Genomic DNA, 18920 nt, shown 5'->3' with positions numbered 1-18920 from the left:
TAACACTTTATACTACACCAGATCTCTCATTTCTTTTTGTATTTGTGGGGCTTGTCCTTTCCTTCGATCCCGCCGCGCGGGGGGGGCGGCCCCGCCCGCCGGCCCCCCCCACCCCGCGATCACTTCGCCTCGGCCTGCTGCGCTTCCGCCGTCTTCGCCGCCGCGTCGATCGCCGCGAGCGACTTGCGCACCTGGTTACGGTCCGTGGTGTACCAGAAGTCCGGCAGTGACGCCTTGAGATAGCCGCCGTACCGCGCCGTGGCCAGCCGCTGGTCCAGTACGGCGACCACCCCCCGGTCCCCCGACGCGCGGACGAGCCGGCCGGCGCCCTGCGCCATGAGCAGGGCCGCGTGGGTGGCGGCCACTGCCATGAAGCCGTTGCCGCCCGCGTCCTCCACCGCCTTCTGGCGGGCACTCATGAGCGGATCGTCGGGACGGGGGAACGGGATCTTGTCCATGACGACCAGCTGACAGCTCGGGCCCGGGACGTCGACGCCCTGCCACAGGGACAGGGTGCCGAACAGGCAGGTCTTCGGATCGGCCGCGAAGTTCTTGATCAGCTCGCCGAGGGTCTCCTCGCCCTGGAGCAGGATCGGGAACTCGGGAATCCGGGAGCGCAGTTCCTCCGCCGCGAGCTGTGCGGCCCGCATGGACGAGAACAGACCGAGGGTCCGGCCACCGGCCGCCTGGATGAGTTCGGTCAGCTCGTCGAGCATGTCGGAACGCTCACCGTCACGCGCGGGGCGCGAGAGGTGCTTGGCGACATAGAGGATGCCCTGCCTTGGGTAGTCGAAGGGCGAGCCGACATCCACGCCCTTCCACTTCGGCAGGTCCTCGCCCTCCGCGCCCTCGGGGCCGAGCCCCAGGGACGCACCGACACCGTTGAAGTCACCGCCCAGCTTGAGAGTCGCGGAGGTGAGCACGACGGCGCGGTCGGCGAAGAGCTTCTCCCTGAGCAGGCCCGAGACCGACATGGGAGCGACCCGCAGGGACGCACCGAAGCGGTCGTGCCGCTCGTACCAGACGACGTCCCACTCCGAGCCGTTCAGCACCCGCTCCGCCACGTCGTGCACCGTCTCCACCGAGGCCAGCGCCTGCTTGCGGACCGCGTCCTCGTCCTGCACCGACTTGTCGCGGGTCGCACCGATCGCGGAGATGACCGTCCGGGCGGCGTCCCGCAGCGCCATCAGGGCATAGCCGAGGTCCTCCGGGATCTCCTCCAGACGGCCCGGCAGGGCCAGCTCCATCAGCCGCTCGAAGCCCTCGGCGGCGGTCTGGAGCTGATCGGCGGCCTTCTCGTTCACCAGCTTGGCGGCGCGACGCACCGCCCGGTTGACCTGGCCGGGCGTGAGCTCCCCGGTCGCGACGCCGGTGACCCGGGAGACCAGTTCGTGGGCCTCGTCCACGATCAGCACCTCGTGCTGGGGCAGCACCGGCGCGCCCTCGATGGCGTCGATGGCGAGCAGCGCGTGGTTCGTGACCACGACTTCGGCGAGCTTGGCGCGCTCGCGGGCCATCTCCGCGAAGCACTCGGCGCCGTAGGCGCACTTCGACGCGCCCAGGCACTCCCGCGACGACACCGACACCTGCGCCCAGGCGCGGTCCGACACGCCCGGAGTGAGGTCGTCCCGGTCGCCGGTCTCCGTCGCGTCCGACCAGTCCCGCAACCGCAGGAGGTCCTGGCCCAGCTTGCTGGTGGGCGCGGCGGCCTCGAACTGGTCGAAGAGGCCGTCCTCCTCGTCCTGCGGCATGCCCTCGTGCAGGCGGTGCAGACAGAGATAGTTCGACCGGCCCTTGAGCATCGCGAACTCCGGGCGCCGGCGCAGCAGCGGGTGCAGGGCGTCGACCGTGCGCGGCAGGTCGCGTTCCACGAGCTGGCGCTGGAGTGCGAGGGTGGCCGTCGCGACGACCACCCTTTCCCCGTGCGCGAGCGCGGGCACGAGATAGCCGAGTGACTTTCCGGTGCCGGTGCCGGCCTGGACCAGCAGGTGGGATCCGTCGTCGATCGCCTCGGCGACCGCTTCGGCCATGGTCACCTGGCCGGGACGCTCCGTGCCGCCGACGGCTGTGACGGCGGCATGCAGGAGTTCGGGGAGTGAGGGCTTCGTCATAGCCCGACCAGCCTACGGCCCGGCACTGACAGACCGGCGGTCAAGAGGTCGAGGGAGGGCGAGGTCACGGCCGGACTCCTGGGGGAGATGGGCATCGAAAATTCGTCGGAGCGCGGGAACTCCAGCGCCTCGTGCTTCGTACTATCTGTGAACGCGCGATTACACATCGCTACAGCACATCGCGCAGGGCTCGGTCCCGGATCATGAGCGCGGCCCGCTTGCCGGGCAGGTCGAGCTCGTCCGCGTACCGGAAACCGGCGCTCAGGAACGCTGCGACGGAGGGGGTGTTGCCAAGATCGGGTTCCGCTACGACCCGGGCGCACGCGGGGCGCCGGTCGAGGATCAGGTCGGCCACGGCTCGGAGCAGCGCGGATCCCAGCCCCCGCCCTCGGTCCGCCGCTCCGCCGACGAGGAGGTGGATACCGGTGTCATGCGGACGGGCCGGGTAGTGGCGGGCCAGCGGATCCAGGTCTGCCCGGTAGATCTCCCAGTAGCTCATCGGTCTGCCGTCCAGTACGCCGAGACACGGCATGCTGCGTCCGTCGCCGTCCAGTTGGGCGCGCAGGTGGTCCTCCGTCCGGATCCGGGGCCCGGCCAGCTCCCAGAATTCCGCGACGGCGGGGTCGTTCATCCAGCGATGGACGAGAGGCAGGTCTTCATCGATGCGGACAGGAACCAGGTGGAAGGAGCCGACACCAGTGATCACCGGGCCCCAGGTGTGGATCTGGTCCAGGAGACAGGCCGCGCCTGTCGTGAAGAGCGCCAGGAAGTCGGCGGGCAGATGCAGGTCCAGCGTGTCCTCGCAGTCCCCCTCGTCGTCCTCGATGGCGAACCCGGTGAACGGGGCACTCCGGATCCCCATGCCGTCCGCTCGGGGGCCAGCGGTGCGTTCGTGGGCGCCCGTGTCGGCGCGGGCTCCCGGACGGGCGGGACCGGGGCCGGGGCCGGCGTTCGCGTCGGTGGGAGGCATGGTGCGCTCCTCTCAGGAGACGAGGTGGGTCATGGTCCTCGCAGGTGCGGGGAGAAGGTCGATTCGTTCAGGAATGAAGGGGGTTGGCGATGGTGACGTAGACGGACTGGGTGTCGACCGGGCCGACGAGTTCATCGAGCCCGTGCAGCCGGGTCAGCAGGTTGGCCTTGCAGCGCAGCACGGGTGAGTCGAGCAGGCGCCGGGGCAGGGAGGTGCGCAGGGCGTCGGGTCCTGCGGCGACGCCGGTGAGGAAGCGGCGGAAGGCGGCGAGGAGGAGTCGTTCGTCGGCCAGGCGTTGGGAGCCGAACGCGCCGATCAGTCCGAGCACGTTGTTGATGGCGAGGTAGTAGGCGAAGCGCTCGTCGGTGACCTCGTCCGAGACGAAGGTGTCGCTGCGTTCACCGATGCCGGGCAGTCGGGCGTCCAGTTCGGCTCGCCGGGACTCGCGGTAGTAGTAGCCCTGGTTGTCGCGGTAGTAACCACCGGCCGGCCAGCCGTGGCCGTCGAGCAGGAGCAGGGTGTTCTGCTGGTGGGCTTCGAGGGCGATGCCGGCCTCGCCGTCCAGCCAGAGCACGGGGCGGACGACGTGCTCCAGGTAGCGCAGGAACCACTCCGCGGCAACGGCCCCGACGGGCCGCCCGGTGCGTGCGGCGAGCCTCTCCACGAGCTGGGCCAGCCGGGAGCGCATGGACCACGCCGTCTCATGGATCGCTGATTCGCTTCCGGGTTCGGAGACGGGCCGGGGTGAGACGAGTCCGGCGACGCAGCCGACGTCGTCGGTCGGGCGGAACGGGTTGTGCCGGATCACCACGTCGAGTCCGGGCACGGGACGGCCGTCCGGGTCGTCGGCGGCGAGCCAGGCCGGGTCGCGGACGATGTCGAAGCCGGGGTGTACGGCCTGCCACTGCTTGGCGAGGCCGGTGCGCAGCAGCCGGTGCACCTCGACTCCCCGATGGAGTTCCTTGCGCAGGTTCTCCCGGCGGGAGTTGGTGATGCGCAGGCCCAGTGACAGTTTGAGCATCGCAGGGCCGCCGGATCGGTGGACCGTGCGTACGGAGGAGGTGGGATGCCAGCCGGTGCCGAGGGGACCGAGGTCCCGGAGGAGACCGGAGTCGAGCAGTGCGGCGACGGGTGCGCGATGGCGCAGCTCGCGGGCCTGCCACGGGTGCAGGGGCAGGGCGGCGTGGCCGTCGGGCAGGGGGAGGTCGGTTTCGGCGAGGCGCCGGATGAGGTGGTCGGCGGGGACGGGGCGGCCACGCTCGGTCCAGGCCGAGTCGGTGGCGAGGAGAGAGGGGGCGACAGCCATCCAGTGCAGGGGAAAGGAGCCGCGCAGCTCCGGTGAGTAGAGGCGGGCTTCTGCCTCGGTCAGTCCTTCCCGGCTCTTGGGGGTGGGGTGCAGGGGGTGTCCGAGGAGGAGGGCCTGCTCGGCGGAGAGGAAGAGGTCGGGGGCGTCGGCGGGGTGCTCGCGCCGGTCGCGGATGAAGGTCGCGGTACGGCGGAGGGAGTCCGCCACCCTGGTCACGAGTTCGCCGTCGGCCTGCGGTCCGGCTGCCCTGGAGGTCTGGGCGCGGGAGGTGTCGCCCGTGTCACCGGATGTCTCCCGGGTGAGCAGCGCGGCCAAGGTGACGGCGTCGAGGGCCGGGGCGGCATCCGGGGCGCCGGCCAGGCGTGGCGGGCCGAAGCGGTGTGAGCCGGTCGGCGACCAGTAGCGGACGGGCACGAGCAGAAGGGTGCCGCTCGCCGGGAGCGGCAGGCGGAGGGTGCCACTGGTGGGGGCGGCGAGGCCGGTCTCGCGTACCCAGCACCGCAGCAGGTTCTCCACGGCTGCGGCCTGTGCCGCGATCCCCGGGTCGGGGTGTGCCAGCAGATCGGCGCCGGGCTCGGTCACTCGGGTGAGGTCCGCGGTGCGCCTCTTCTGCTGGGGAACGGACTCGGCGAGCGGCACGGCGGACGCCGGGGTGGCGGAGTCTCCCTGTTCGTCGGGGGCGCCGGAGCTGCCGTCGGGAGGGGGAGTGGCGTTCATGACGGCTCCTCGGGGCTGGCTGGGGTGGTGCTGGGCTCGTGCCGTCGCTCGGGCGCCGTTCCTCCGTGGCCGATGGCCGCCTCGGCGGCGTCGGCGGCTGTCCTGGCCGCGTCGCAGGGCCGGGTCGGCGGGGAGAGGGGGCGTGAGCGAGGGGGCTGTGGGTGTGTCATGGGAGGCCGTTCGGCCTGAACGTCCTTGGAAGGGGGTGCAGTTCGACGAGGAAGGAACGGGTTGGGGAGGCCGGTGCCGGCCTCGAGGGGCGGGCGTTGCCGGTGCGGGCCTCAGCCCGCGCGCTGGGCCGGGCCGTGCTGTCTGCCACGGTGTGGGCCGTGCTCCTCGTGGCTGCGGGCGACCGCGGCCACCGCGTCCGACAGGCGGTCCAGAACGGCCGCAGCCTGCTCCTCGCTGATCGTGAGCGGCGGAAGCAGCCGGACCACGGCCGAGTGGCGGCCGCCGAGCTCGACGATCAAACCGCGCTGGAGGCACTCCCGCTGTACTGCCCCGGCGAGCTCGGGCGCGGCCGGATACGGGCCGTGCCAGGGGTCCGGATCCGTGGCGGAGGCGTGCTGGTCGGGGTGGTGGTCGACGTGCGCGGGTCCGGCGCCGGTCGGGTCCACCAGCTCGAGCCCGAGCATCAGTCCGCGCCCCCGCACCTCGCCCACGCATGCGAAGGCGTCGGCCAGTTCCCGGAGTTGGTTCAGCATGCGGGAGCCGAGGTCGGCCGCTCGTTCGGCGAGGCCGTTCTCCCGGACATGGGTGAGGGTCGCGGTGCCCGCGGCCATGGCAAGTTGGTTGCCCCGGAAGGTTCCCGCGTGGGCGCCGGGTTGCCAGACGTCGAGATCGTCGCGGTAGACGATCACGGCCAGCGGGAGGCTGCCGCCGATGGCCTTGGACAGGACCATGACGTCAGGGGTGATGCCGCTGTGGTCGACGGCCCAGAAGGCGCCCGTCCTGCCCACGCCGGTCTGGATCTCGTCGGCGATCAGTGGAATGGACCGGTCCGCCGTGAGCTTCCGCATGCGGCGCAGCCAGCCGTCGGGACCGGGAATCACCCCGCCCTCGCCCTGGACGGGTTCGAGGATCATCCCCGCGGGCAGGGGCACGCCGGACTTGGGATCGTCGAGGAGGGACTCGGTCCAGCGGGCGGCGAGTTCGGCGCCGCGCGGTCCGCCGACGCCGAAGGGGCAGCGGTAGTCCTGCGGATAGGGCAGGCGGGCGACCTGGACGTCACGGGCTCCGCCGGAGGCGGCCAGGGCGCCGGCCGTCATGCCGTGGTAGGCGCCGGTGAAGGCGAGGATGCCGGTGCGGCCGGTCGCCGCCCGGACCAGTTTGAGGGCGGCCTCGACGGCGTCGGTACCGGCCGGGCCGCAGAACTGGACGCGGGCGCGGTCGGCGAGGCCGGACGGCAGGGTGCGGAACAGCTCGGTGATGAAGGCGTCCTTCACGGGGGTGGCCAGGTCGAGGACGGAAAGAGGAGCGCCGGAGTCGAGGACCCTGCGGATGGCTTCCAGTACGACCGGATGGTTGTGCCCGAGGGCGAGGGTCCCGGCACCGGAGAGACAGTCCAGATAGCGGCGGCCGTCGGCGCCCTCGATGGTGAGCCCTCGGGCCCGGACCGGGACGATGGGCAGGGCCCGGGCATAGGTACGGGCGGAGGATTCACGCGCCGACTGGCGCCTGAGGATCCCCTCGTGCACAGCACGGGCCTCCCCGTGCAGGCCTCCAGCCATCGACTCCGTAACGGCCACGGCTCGCTGTCCTCCCGCTGTCCAGAGGCGAGTTGATCCGCGGGGGCCGCGTGCAGGCAGCCGACCCCCCACCGCTACAACCGTGCACCGCTCGGCGGGTTACGGGTCTGCGCAAGATCATTGGCACGAAGGGGCGGTGGCGGGCTCGGTGCCACGTCTCGTCAAGTGGACGTCAAATCGGGCAATCCGGGGGCGATTGAGCTGGTCAGACGCCTTGTAGCCGAACCGTTGCCGTTCCGTCGGAAGTCCCCCACAGCGAGCGCATAGTGTGTGATGCCGTTCCTAGACGGTCGTGAGACCGGCATGAACTCCCCATGAGTTCTTGACCGGTGCCAGGGCCGAAGCGCCGAGTACCTTTACAGCAGGGGGAGTCACAGCATGCGATTCATACGGCCGTCGTTCACCGTTCGGCGAGGGAGGGGCCCTCGCCGCGCCTCCCCCGCACTGGCGGCGGTCGCCCTCGCCTCGGCGCTGGCGCTGACCGCCACCGCCTGCAACGGCGACAACAAGGCCGACGACAAGCCGACCGCCTCGGCCGCCGCGGTCGGCACCGGCGACGGCAAGATCCAGATCCCGGACGACCTCAAGCAGAAGCTCAAGGAGCACGGGATCGACATCGACAAGTGGAAGAACGGCGCCTGGAAGAACTGGAACAAGGACGACTGGCTGCGCGAGGCCAACGACTTCATCAACCCGATCATCAAGGGCCTGTGGGATCCCAACCGGATGCGCCACGCCAACGACCCGAACAAGGGTGTCAACGACAACGACATCTCCGGTGACCAGGGCGTGACGGACCCGACCCCGCAGCCGGTGAAGGCCCAGGCGGTCGCGCCGCCGTACCACACCAACGCGGCCCCGTTCGGCAAGCTGTTCTTCGACTCCCCCGAGGGCCACATGGTGTGCTCGGGCACGGTGGTGGAGGACCCCGCGCACCCGGGCAAGTCCGACCTTGTCTGGACGGCCGGGCACTGTGTGCACGCCGGCAAGAACGGTGGCTGGTACCGCAACATGGCCTTCGTGCCGTCGTACAACAACTCCGCCAAGTCGGTCGCTCAGCTGCAGAACGCCAGCCGGTCCGAGATCGCCCCGTACGGCGTCTGGTGGGCCGATGCGGCGCGGACCTCGCAGCAGTGGATCGACCAGGGCGGGGAGACCGGCGGCAACGGTGCCCCGTACGACTACGCGGTGATCCATGTGACGCCGGAGCAGGGCAACGGCGGCAAGTCGCTGGAGGAGACGGTCGGCGGCGCGCTGCCGGTCAACTTCGACGCCCCGGCGGTGCCGAAGGTCAGCAGCATCACCGCGTCCGGCTACCCGGAGGCGGCTCCGTTCGACGGCCAGCTGCTCTACCAGTGCAAGGACAAGCCGGGTCGGCTGTCCATCGACCAGTCGGCCCCGACGATGTACCGGATCGGCTGCACGATGACGGCCGGGTCCTCCGGCGGTGGCTGGGTGGAGACGGGTACCGACGGCAAGCCGGCGCTCGTGTCCAACACGTCGATCGGCCCGGTGACGTCGGGCTGGCTGGCCGGTCCTCGGTTCGGTCCGGTGGCCAAGGGCGTGTACCAGGCGGTCAGCAAGAAGTTCGCCGGGCAGTAAGGGCGGGGAGCACAGTTCCCCGCGCCCCTGAAGCAGCGCCGAAGGCCCGCCCCCTCGAGAGGGAGCGGGCCTTTGGTGCAGCTGTGGTCAGGCCGCCGAGACCGGGACGTACGGCGCCAGGTCCGCCGCCAGTTCCTCGTGGACCCGGACCTTGAGCAGGGTGCCCTCCGCGGTGTGTTCCTCGGAGATCACCTCGCCCTCGGTGTGGGCGCGGGCGACGAGCTTGCCGTACGTGTACGGCACGAGCGCCTCGATCTCGACCGAGGGGCGCGGCAGATCGTTGTCGATCAGGGCGAGCAGTTCCTCGATGCCCCGGCCGGTGCGGGCCGAGACGGCGATGGAGCGCTTCTCGACCCTGAGCAGCCGCTGGAGGACCAGCGGGTCGGCCGCGTCCGCCTTGTTGATCACGACGATCTCGGGCACGTCGGTGGCGCCGACGTCCCGGATCACCTCGCGCACGGCGGCGAGCTGCTCCTCCGGGTTCGGGTGTGAGCCGTCCACCACGTGCAGGATCAGGTCGGAGTCGCCGACCTCCTCCATGGTGGAGCGGAACGCCTCGACCAGGTGGTGCGGCAGGTGGCGGACGAAGCCGACGGTGTCCGCCAGGGTGTACAGCCGACCGCTCGGGGTCTCCGCCCGGCGGACGGTCGGGTCCAGGGTCGCGAACAGGGCGTTCTCGACCAGGACACCGGCGCCCGTGAGGCGGTTGAGCAGGGAGGACTTACCGGCGTTGGTGTAGCCCGCGATGGCGACGGACGGCACCTTGTTGCGCCGGCGCTCCTGGCGCTTGATCTCGCGGCCGGTCTTCATCTCCGCGATCTCCCGGCGCATCTTCGCCATCTTCTCGCGGATCCGGCGCCGGTCCGTCTCGATCTTGGTCTCACCGGGGCCACGCGTGGCGAGGCCACCGCGACCGCCACCCATCTGCCGGGACAGCGACTGACCCCAGCCGCGCAGCCTCGGCAGCATGTACTGCATCTGCGCGAGCGCGACCTGCGCCTTGCCCTCTCGGGACTTGGCGTGCTGGGCGAAGATGTCCAGGATCAGGGCCGTACGGTCGATGACCTTGACCTTGACGACGTCCTCCAGCTGGATCAGCTGGCCCGGGCTCAGCTCACCGTCGCAGATGACCGTGTCGGCGCCCGTTTCGAGGACGATTTCACGCAGCTCCTGGGCCTTGCCGGAGCCGATGTAGGTGGCCGCGTCGGGCTTGTCGCGGCGCTGGATGACGCCGTCGAGCACGAGCGCGCCGGCGGTCTCCGCGAGGGCGGCGAGCTCGGCGAGGGAGTTGTCCGCGTCCTGTGCCGTGCCGGTGGTCCACACCCCGACGAGCACGACCCGCTCCAGGCGGAGCTGTCGGTACTCGACCTCGGTGACGTCCTCCAGCTCGGTGGACAGACCCGCCACACGGCGCAGGGCCGCGCGCTCGGAGCGGTCGAACTGGTCGCCGTCCCGCTCGCCGTCGATCTCGTGGCTCCAGGCGACGTCCTCTTCCATCAGGGCATCGGCCCGAAGACCCTCGGGATAGTCGTACGCGAGGCGCTTGGTGTCCTGGGAAGGGGAAGAAGAGGAGGTCATTGGATCCTTACGTCGATGGGATGCCGCTGCGGCGTCGGTGGGGCGGTCCTGACGGACCGCGTCTGTGTCGTCAACGTACGAGTACCCCGGGAGATTCCCGTGCCCGTCCCGCGCCGACTCGAAGATGGTCGCACGAGGCGGCCCGTCTCGTCACCGTGTTATCGGTGGGTTCGCGGCTTGGCCGCCTTGGGCGGTGGCGTGGGCTTCCAGTCCGGGTGGCCGGGCATCGGCGGGGTCTTGTCGCCGTACAGCCAGGCCTTGAAGAAGCCGCTCAGGTCACGGCCGGAGACCGCGGAGGCGAGCCGGATGAAGTCGGCGGTGGTGGCGGTGGAGTCCCGGTGTTCGCCGACCCACATCCGCTCCAGGCGTTCGAACGCCGGGCGGCCGATCTCCTGCCGCAGGGCGTAGAGCACGAGCGCGGCGCCGTCGTAGATGTTCGGCCGGAAGATGCTGATCTTCTGTCCGGCGTCGGGTGCCTTGGGCAGGGCGGGCGGGCCGCCGGCCGCGCGCCACCGGTCGGAGGCTCCGTATGCCGTCTTCATGCGGTCGGCCATGGACCGGTGCGCGTGCTCCTCCGCGTACAGCGCCTCGTACCAGGTGGCGTGCCCCTCGTTCAGCCAGACGTCGGACCAGGTGCGGGGGCTGACGCTGTCGCCGAACCATTGGTGGGACAGCTCGTGGACCATGATCGACTCGACGTACCACTTGGGGTAGGCGGGCTCGGTGAACAGGTTCTTCTCGAAGAGGGAGAGGGTCTGTGTCTCCAGTTCGAACCCGGTGGACGCCTGTGCCATGAGCACGCCGTACGTCTCGAAGGGGAACTTCCCGACCTTGCTCTCCATCCAGGCGATCTGGTCGGGCGTCCTGGCGAGCCAGGGTTCGAGGGCCTTGACATCGGCGCTGGGCACGACGTCGCGCACCGGCAGCCCGTGTGGTCCCTCGCGGTGCAGCACGGTGGACCGGCCGATGGACACCTGGGCGAGTTCGGTGGCCATGGGGTGCTCGGTGCGGTAGGTCCAGGTGGTGGCACGGGCTGCCCGGTGCACTCCGGCGGGCAGCCCGTTGGCGACGGCGGTGTAGCCGTTCGGGGTGGTGATGTGGAAGGTGAACATCGCCTTGTCGGACGGGTGGTCGTTGCACGGGAAGACCAGGTGGGCGGCGTCGGCCTGGTTGGCCATGGCGAGGCCGTCGGAGGTGCGCACCCACCCGCCCTCCTCGTTCTTGCCGCCGGCGGGGTCGCTGGTGTGCCTGACCGTGATCCGGGTCCGGCGGCCCTCCGCGAGGCTGTGTTCCGGGGTGACGACCAGGTCCTCGCCGGCGCTGGTGAAGGCCGCGGGACGCCCGTCGACCTCGACGGACTGCACGCTGCCGTGCGTGAAGTCGAGGTTGATCCGGTCCAGGTCGGCGGTGGTCCAGGCGTCGATCGTGGTGACGGCCTGGAGCGGCTTGTCGTTGGTACCGGGGTAGGTGAACGACAGGTCGTACGACGTCACGTCGTAGCCGGGGTTGCCCAGGTACGGGAAGAGCCGGTCGCCGACGCCGAGGGGCTCGGGCGGGCCCGCGGCGGCGAGGAGGCAGACGGAGACGGCGGAGGCGAGCAGGGCCGCCTTCCGGTGCCAGGAGACCCGGGGCTGGGTCCGGGACTTTGTCCTCGACGGGGTCCGGGACGCGGAGCAGGCGCGGAGGCCGACGCGGGGGTTGAGCAGCATGCACCACCGCTACCAGTGCGTTCCCGCACGACGACGGCGACTCGCGCCCGGCCCACCCGAACGGGTCCGGTTCCGAGGGCCTTCTGATCCAAGCCCGACGGGCTCAACGACCGGGGTGCGGCGGCCTGCGCTCCCCCCTCACGCCCGGCGCCCCCACTCGCGTCCCGCGCCCCCCCACTCGCGCCCAGCGCCCCTCACTCGCGCCCGGCACTCCACGCTGCTCGCATACCGCGCCTTCAGGAGCCCGGGGCCTGGTGCTGGGCACGGGCCACGTCGTACACGCCCGGGACGTCCCGCATGGCGCGCATCAGGGCCGGGAGGCGGGCCGCGTCGGGGAGCAGGAGGGTGTACGTGTGCCGTACCCGCTGCTGGCTGGGCGGTTCCACGGTCGCCGAGACGATGTCGACGCCCGCCGAGGAGATCGCCTCGGTGAGGTCGGCCAGCAGATGAGGGCGGCCGAACGATTCAGCGACCAGGGTGACCCGGCACTCGGTGGTGTCCCCCCAGCGCACGCCGATCTCCCCGCGCCCCCTGCCCTTCATGTCCGCCACCGCGGCGCACTCCATCCGGTGCACGGTCACCACTCCCCCGCGCACCGCGAAGCCGGTGATCTCGTCGGGCGGCACGGGCGTACAGCAGCGCGCGAGCCGTACGGAGGCTCCTGGCCGGTCCACGAGGACGTCGGCGCCGCGAGACCGGGCCGCTGAGCCGCCCTCGGCGGGGGCCGCGTCCGCCGGGCGGGCCGCGAGGGTGCTCGGGGGCGCATCGGCGCGCCGCGCGGGGGCCGTCCCCTCGGCGGTTTCGGCGCGGGTGCCGGTCATGTCCTCCGTGCCGGTGCCGCCGCCGGGGTGCGTTGCGAGCCAGCGCTGGATGGCGATGCGGGCGGCCGGGGTGTGGGCATGCTCCAGCCATTCGCGGGAGGGCTCGGAGGCCGGGTCCTGGCCCATGAGGAGCTGGACGGTGTCGCCGTCCTTCAGAACGGTGCTGAGGGTGGCCAGTCGGCCGTTGACGCGGGCGCCGATGCAGGCGTGCGCGTCCTCGCCGTACTGGGCGTACGCGGCGTCCACGCAGGTGGCGCCCTCGGGCAGGCCGAGCGTGCCGCCGTCGGGGCGGAAGACGGTGATCTCGCGGTCCTGGGCCAGGTCCTCGCGCAGGGTGGACCAGAAGGTGTCGGGATCGGGGGCGGCCTGCTGCCACTCGAGGAGCCGGGAGAGCCAGCCGGGACGGGTGGGGTCGGCGCGCTCACCCTCGGCGGGTGCGGGAGCGTCGGGGGCCGGGGCGTAGGGGTTGCCGAGGGCGACGACGCCGGCCTCGGCGACCTTGTGCATCTGGTGGGTGCGGATGAGGACTTCGACGACCTGACCGTCGGGGCGGGCGACGGCGGTGTGCAGCGACTGGTACAGGTTGAACTTCGGTACGGCGATGAAGTCCTTGAACTCCGAGACGACCGGCGTCATACAGGTGTGCAGTTCGCCGAGGACGCCGTAGCAGTCGGCGTCCTCGTTCACCAGCACGAGCAGGCGGCCGAAGTCGGTGCCGCGCAGCTGTCCGCGTTTGCGGGCCACGCGGTGCACGGAGACGAAGTGCCGCGGGCGGATGAGGACTTCGGTCGTAATGCCGGCCTCGCGCAGCACCCCGCGCATCTCGTCGGCGACCTCGGCGAGCGGGTCGTCGGGGCGGGCGGCGTTGTCGGCGATGAGCCGGCGTGTGTGCTCGTACTCCTCGGGGTGCAGGATGGCGAAGACCAGGTCCTCCATCTCGGTCTTCAGGGCCTGCACGCCGAGGCGTTCGGCGAGCGGGATGAGGACGTCGCGGGTGACCTTGGCGATCCGCGCCTGTTTCTCCGGGCGCATCACGCCGAGGGTGCGCATGTTGTGCAGTCGGTCGGCGAGTTTGATCGACATCACGCGCACGTCGCTGCCGGTGGCGACGAGCATCTTGCGGAAGGTCTCCGGTTCGGCGGCGGCTCCGTAGTCGACCTTCTCCAGTTTCGTGACGCCGTCGACGAGATAACGAACCTCCTCGCCGAACTGTTCCCGCACCTGGTCGAGCGTCACATCGGTGTCCTCGACGGTGTCGTGGAGCAGGGAGGCCGTCAAGGTCGTGGTCTCGGCGCCGAGTTCGGCGAGGATCAGGGTCACGGCGAGCGGGTGGGTGATGTACGGCTCTCCGCTCTTGCGCATCTGGCCGCGGTGCGAGGACTCCGCGAGGACGTAGGCGCGGCGCAGCGGGTCGAGGTTCGCGTCGGGGTGGTGGGCGCGGTGCGCCTCCACGACATGGCTGATGGCGTCGGGCAGTTTGCCGCGCACGGCGGGGCCGAGCAGCGCGGCCCGGCCGAGCCTGCGCAGGTCGATCCGGGGCCGGGACTTCCTGCGGTCCGCTCTGGGCACCGCGGCGGCGGTGACCGCCGCGGACGCCGTCGGCGCTACCGGGCCAGGGGTCGCAGGGTTCGTGGCCTCCGCACTCATGGGCACCTCCGGCTCGTGGACCGGCGGACGGGGCCCCAGGGCGTACGCGGCTCAGGGATGGCGACGTTCCCCCGTCCGTGCCGGTGCTTGATGCTACCGAGCCCACCACGTGCGACCGACCGCCTCTCGCCGAGCGTGAAACGGATCACCCATTCGAGCGACGGAAAGGAGGTTTAGGGTTTGCGCCAACTGCCTTGGGATCGACCGCTGTTTCGAACAGCCCCGGTCACCGGAAACCGCTGATCCGGGAGCCGGGGGCCGTCCTGCTCGGGGTGACGCCGGGTCAGCTGACGACGTTTTCCAGCCATCCGCTGTCGATCTCGCCCTCGGCGACGATCGTGGCGGGTCCGGTCATCTCGATCTCGCCGTCGGGCCGCTCGGTGATGACCAGACGCCCGCCGGGAAGGTCGACGGTGTACGTGACCGGGGTTCCGGTGACGGCCGGATCGGCACCGTCGCGCCGGGCTGCGGCCACGGCGACGGCGCACGCGCCCGTGCCGCACGAGCGGGTCTCGCCGGAACCGCGCTCGTGCACACGCATGGCGACGTGCCGGGGACCCCGGTCGACGACGAACTCGACGTTGACCCCGTCGGGGTAGGCGGCGGCCGGGCTGAACGGCGGCGGGTCGTACAGGTTCCCGGCCTGCGCGAGGTCGTCGACGAAGGCCACCGCGTGCGGGTTGCCCATGTTCACGTTGCGCGCGGGCCAGCTGTGCTCGCCGACGCTCACCGTGACCTCGCCCTCCGGCAGGCGGGCGCGGCCCATGCCGACCGTGATGTCACCGTCCTTCGCGATGTGGACGGTCTTCACGCCCGCGCGCGTGGCGATCGCGAGATCACCCTCCCCCACATGTCCGGCGTGCTGGAGGTAGCGCGCGAACACACGGACTCCGTTGCCGCACATCTCGGCGACCGATCCGTCGCCGTTGCGGTAGTCCATGAACCACTCGGCCTCGGCGGCCATCCCCTGGCCCTCGGGGTGCGCGGCGGACCGTACGACGTGCAGCACGCCGTCGGCGCCGATGCCTGCGCGGCGGTCGCAGAGGACTGCCACGGTGGCCGGGGTGAGGTCGAGGGCGTTGTCGGGGTCCGGGACGATCACGAAGTCGTTCTCGGTGCCGTGGCCCTTGAGGAAGGGGATCCGCGCGCGCGTGCTCATTCCTCGATCGTAAGCGACGGTCGTACGTCACCGGCCCCGCGCCTTCTGTTACGTCACCGGGCCCCGCGCCCTCTTGGCGCGCGCTAGCGCAGCCTTGCCACCCGCCACACCGCGAGGACAGCCACCACGGCCACCAGGAGTACGTACCCGATCACGACCCGCCAGTCCGGGCGGCGGCCCGAGCCCCGTGCGGGCAGGCCCGGCCACGTGTAGCCCACGCGGCGGGCCGCCATCATGCCCCAGCCCGCCGCGCACGAGCAGATCAGCAGGCCCAGCATCGCGATCACCGCGCCGCTGTCGCCGAAGTCGAAGGCGAGCGGGAAGGCGAACATCAGGGAGCCGACGGCGGACAGACCCACGATGGGGGCGAGCTGCCAGAGGCGGAGCCTGCGCTGCGGGCGCAGCTCGACCTCGACCTCCGGACCGCCCGGGTACATCTCCTCGGGCTCCGGCCCGTCGTCGGTCACGCCGTCCGGCGTCTCGTCGGGGCCGTCGTCGGTCAGGCGGTCCTCGGTCAGCCGGTCCTCGATGAGCAGGTCCTCGGTGAGCAGGTCCTCGGTGAGCCGGTCGTCGGTGAGCCGGTCGTCGGTGAGGCGGTCCTGCGCCGGCCGGTCCTCGGGGTGACGGGCTTCGGGCAGCCGGTGCTCATCCAGGCGGTCTCCGCCCGGACGCTCGCCGCTGAGCCGGTCTCCGCCCGGGCAGTCGTCGGTCGGACGGCCGCCGCCCCGGTCCGGCCCGTCACCCGCGGTGGTGACGTGCTCGGTACTTTGTGCGGTGTCGCGAGGGCCGGCCTCCATCGCCACGCGCCCTCCCAACTAGGCTCCACTTGGTCGATCGAAGCTCGATGATGGCACGGCGCCGAAGGGCGCGATGACCGGCGGCGCATCCCGATGCCATGACGTGATCAGGCTGTAACCGGTCGTTCGACCAACGCCAGGGCCTGGTGCGGAAGTTCCCCGCGATCCGCCAGGGCCCCGCTCAGCCAGTGCACCCGGGGATCACGCCTGAACCAGGAATCCTGGCGGCGCGCGAAGCGCTTGGTCGCCCGTACGGTCTCGGCCCGCGCCTCCGCTTCGGTGCACTCCCCGGCGAGCGCCGCGAGCACCTGCTGGTAACCCAGCGCACGCGACGCCGTGCGCCCCTCGCGCAACCCCTCCGCCTCCAGTGCGCGCACCTCGCCCACGAGACCCGCCTCCCACATCCGGTCGACACGGCGCGCGATGCGCTCGTCCAGCTCCGGACGCGCCACGTCGACTCCGATCTGGACGGTGTCGTACACGGAGTCGTGGCCCGGCAGGTTGGCGGTGAAGGGGCGGCCGGTGATCTCGATCACTTCCAGCGCCCGGACGATACGGCGGCCGTTGCTCGGCAGGATCGCGCGGGCGGCCTCCGGGTCGGCGGCGGCCAGCCGGGCGTGCAGCGCGCCCGAGCCGCGCAGCGCCAGTTCCTCCTCCAGGCGGGCCCGGACCGCGGGGTCGGTGCCGGGGAACTCCAGGTTGTCGACGGCTCCGCGGACGTACAGGCCGGAGCCGCCGACCAGGATCGGCCAGCGGCCCTCGGCGAGCAGTGCGTCGATCCGGGCGCGGGCCAGTTTCTGGTACTCGGCGACGGAGGCGGTGACCGTCACGTCCCAGATGTCGAGCAGGTGGTGCGGGATGCCACCGCGCTCCTCGGGCGTCAGCTTGGCGGTGCCGATGTCCATCCCTCGGTACAGCTGCATGGAGTCCGCGTTGACGACCTCCCCGCCGAGCTGTTGGGCCAGGAAGACGCCGAGATCGGACTTTCCGGCCGCGGTGGGTCCGACGACGGCGATGACACGGGGGGTGGAGGGTGCACTGCTCACCGCACCAGTCTCGCAAACCTCCTGGCGGCGCCTCGAACGAGTTACGTGACGCGTGGGGTCCCGGGTCGTTGCCCGTGGCGAGGTACCGCCCTCCGGACCGCCGGAGGCGGTGACCCGGGCGGCGCAACCGTACGCACCGGGTAACGCGGGAATTCGCCCGCACGAGTACCGTATGGAGTGGATATGGGCGTTTTTGCACGACTCCTCGGCAGGTCGAAGACGACTCCGGAGGCGTCGGCCGCCGAGGCGCAGACCGGTACGGAGCCGGCCGGGGCCGAGGCGGAGGAAGCGGAGTCGGCGGAGGCGGAGGCGGCCGGATCGGCGGAGGCGAAGAGTTCGGACGGGGACGGGAGCGAGGACGTGGCGGCGCGGTCCGACGCCGAGACGGACGACCCGTCCGACGGCTCCGGCATCCCCAAGCAGCAGTCCGCCGAGGAGGCCGCCGACAGCGAGGCCGACGAGGGCGCCCGCAGGTAACTGGCCCGCGAGGGAAGGTGGACCATGGGTCTGTTGGACAACATGAAGGCCAAGCTCGGCCCGGCCAAGGACAAGGTGTCGGACCTCGCGCGACAGCACGGGGACAAGGTCCAGCACGGCCTCGACAAGGCCGCCAAGGTCGTGGACGACCGGACCAAGCACAAGTACAGCGACAGGATCCAGGCGGGCACCGGCAAGGCCAAGCAGGCCATGGACCGCCTCGCCCACAAGGAAGCTCCCGGCCCGGAAGGTCCCGGCCCGGTCAAGGCCACCGGCGATCCGACGCCCCCCACGCCGCCGGAGGGCCCGCCACCGGCTTCCTGAGTCTCGTGAACGGCATGCGGATCGGCGGACGGCCGTGGAGCCCACCGGCTCCCGGCCGTCCGCCGTTTCCCCGCGCGCCGGAGCCCTGCCGGCCCGCTACGACCAGGCGGCCACCAGGTATCCCACGCCGTACGGCGCGTCCTCGTACAGCAACGCGCCGGTGAGATGCGCGCCCTCGGCGGCGCCGGCCAGCACCTGCCAGGGGGCCCGGCCGGAGGCCTTCAGTTCCTGTGCCAGCTCGGCGTCCAGCGCCTTCAGGGCCGCCACGTCCGCGGCGCCCAGCGCCCGCGCAACCTCCGCGTCGAAGGGTGCCGCCCGCTCGTCCAGGTAGCCCGGCGCCTTGACCGTACGGCACGCGCTCGCGTCCCCCATCACCAGCAGCGCCACCCGCCCGGCCTTGGCGCCGATCACCCTTCCGGCTTCGGTACACCGCTCGGGCGCGAGGGATTCCCCGACGCCGAGTCCCTCGATCGGGGCATCCGCCCAGCCGGTCCGCTCCAGCAGCCAGGCGCCGACGGCCAGCGACGGCGGCAGCTCCCGCTCGGAGACGGAGTACTCGGAGACGGGGTGCTCGGTGGCGGGGCCGAGGCGTACCGCCACGTCGACCCCGAATCCGCGGAAGGACCCGAGGGTGCCCTGCGGAAACGATCCGCGCCCGCTCTGCTCGGCGGGCCCGACGACCACCAGGAGGTCCGGGCGGGCGGCGGCGAGCACACCGAGCGCGTCGGTGCAGGCCGCGCGCGCGGCGTCCATCTCGAAAGCGGCGCCCGCGGCCACCTCGGGCACGAGCAGCGGAGGGCAGGGACAGACGGCGGCGGCGACAAGCATGATCGGCAGGGTACGCCGTACGACGACCCCGGCCGAGTCAGTCCTCGACGAGCACGTCGGTCGGATCGACCACCGGTGTA

General features: G+C 71.7%; 14 protein-coding genes. 3 read left to right on the top strand and 11 right to left on the bottom strand.

What is annotated here, in order from left to right:
- Window positions 1-119 precede the first annotated feature (119 nt).
- The 4 genes from ACWC2T_RS30635 to ACWC2T_RS30620 all read right to left on the bottom strand — a co-directional run bounded on the left by ACWC2T_RS30635 (window position 120) and on the right by ACWC2T_RS30620 (window position 6834).
- The gene (locus tag ACWC2T_RS30635; protein ID WP_450673588.1) at window positions 120-2111 is read right to left on the bottom strand and encodes an ATP-dependent DNA helicase; all 1992 of its coding nucleotides are present in this window, start codon (window positions 2109-2111) and stop codon (window positions 120-122) included.
- A 169-nt stretch (window positions 2112-2280) separates the two neighbouring features.
- Window positions 2281-3081 carry a GNAT family N-acetyltransferase gene (locus ACWC2T_RS30630; RefSeq protein WP_450673587.1) on the bottom strand — a complete coding sequence of 267 codons (801 nt, stop codon included), beginning with the start codon at window positions 3079-3081 and terminating at the stop codon, window positions 2281-2283.
- Between the two features lie 67 nt (window positions 3082-3148).
- A complete protein-coding gene (locus tag ACWC2T_RS30625) occupies window positions 3149-5104 on the bottom strand; it encodes an IucA/IucC family protein (RefSeq protein ID WP_450673586.1) in 1956 nt (651 codons plus the stop codon).
- Window positions 5105-5385: 281 nt separating this feature from the next.
- Entirely contained in the window at window positions 5386-6834 is a 1449-nt protein-coding gene (locus ACWC2T_RS30620; RefSeq protein WP_450673585.1) for a diaminobutyrate--2-oxoglutarate transaminase family protein, read from the bottom strand.
- Window positions 6835-7230: 396 nt separating this feature from the next.
- Between ACWC2T_RS30620 and ACWC2T_RS30615 the strand changes: the two genes are divergently transcribed.
- Complete coding sequence (locus ACWC2T_RS30615; RefSeq protein ID WP_450673584.1) at window positions 7231-8454, top strand: trypsin-like serine peptidase; 1224 nt, start codon at window positions 7231-7233, stop codon at window positions 8452-8454.
- Between the two features lie 87 nt (window positions 8455-8541).
- Here the strand turns inward: ACWC2T_RS30615 and hflX are convergent, their stop codons facing one another.
- The 6 genes from hflX to miaA all read right to left on the bottom strand — a co-directional run bounded on the left by hflX (window position 8542) and on the right by miaA (window position 17211).
- Window positions 8542-10032 carry a GTPase HflX gene (gene hflX / locus ACWC2T_RS30610; RefSeq protein WP_450673583.1) on the bottom strand — a complete coding sequence of 497 codons (1491 nt, stop codon included), beginning with the start codon at window positions 10030-10032 and terminating at the stop codon, window positions 8542-8544.
- A 158-nt stretch (window positions 10033-10190) separates the two neighbouring features.
- Window positions 10191-11741: a M1 family metallopeptidase gene (locus ACWC2T_RS30605; protein ID WP_450673582.1), complete on the bottom strand. Its 1551-nt coding sequence runs from the start codon at window positions 11739-11741 to the stop codon at window positions 10191-10193.
- A gap of 236 nt (window positions 11742-11977) precedes the next feature.
- Window positions 11978-14209, bottom strand: coding sequence for a RelA/SpoT family protein (locus ACWC2T_RS30600; protein ID WP_450673581.1), 2232 nt, complete (start codon window positions 14207-14209; stop codon window positions 11978-11980).
- A 283-nt stretch (window positions 14210-14492) separates the two neighbouring features.
- On the bottom strand, window positions 14493-15368 hold the full coding sequence (gene dapF, locus ACWC2T_RS30595; RefSeq protein WP_450673580.1) for a diaminopimelate epimerase: 876 nt from the start codon (window positions 15366-15368) through the stop codon (window positions 14493-14495).
- 83 nt (window positions 15369-15451) lie between these two features.
- On the bottom strand, window positions 15452-15919 hold the full coding sequence (locus ACWC2T_RS30590) for a hypothetical protein (protein ID WP_450673591.1): 468 nt from the start codon (window positions 15917-15919) through the stop codon (window positions 15452-15454).
- Between the two features lie 353 nt (window positions 15920-16272).
- On the bottom strand, window positions 16273-17211 hold the full coding sequence (gene miaA / locus ACWC2T_RS30585) for a tRNA (adenosine(37)-N6)-dimethylallyltransferase MiaA (RefSeq protein WP_450673579.1): 939 nt from the start codon (window positions 17209-17211) through the stop codon (window positions 16273-16275).
- A gap of 183 nt (window positions 17212-17394) precedes the next feature.
- Here miaA and ACWC2T_RS30580 point away from each other — a divergent pair, with 183 nt between their 5' ends.
- Complete coding sequence (locus ACWC2T_RS30580; RefSeq protein ID WP_450673578.1) at window positions 17395-17688, top strand: hypothetical protein; 294 nt, start codon at window positions 17395-17397, stop codon at window positions 17686-17688.
- A gap of 24 nt (window positions 17689-17712) precedes the next feature.
- Window positions 17713-18012, top strand: a complete 300-nt coding sequence (locus ACWC2T_RS30575) for an antitoxin (RefSeq protein ID WP_450673577.1) — start codon at window positions 17713-17715, stop codon at window positions 18010-18012.
- 96 nt (window positions 18013-18108) lie between these two features.
- On the opposite strand, the gene ACWC2T_RS30570 is transcribed toward ACWC2T_RS30575, so the two are convergent.
- On the bottom strand, window positions 18109-18840 hold the full coding sequence (locus tag ACWC2T_RS30570; RefSeq protein WP_450673576.1) for a class III extradiol dioxygenase subunit B-like domain-containing protein: 732 nt from the start codon (window positions 18838-18840) through the stop codon (window positions 18109-18111).
- Between the last annotated feature and the right edge of the window lie 80 nt (window positions 18841-18920).

The sequence above is a fragment of the Streptomyces sp. NPDC001393 genome, assembly GCF_053597455.1.
This window is presented reverse-complemented; position numbering and strand designations above follow the sequence as displayed.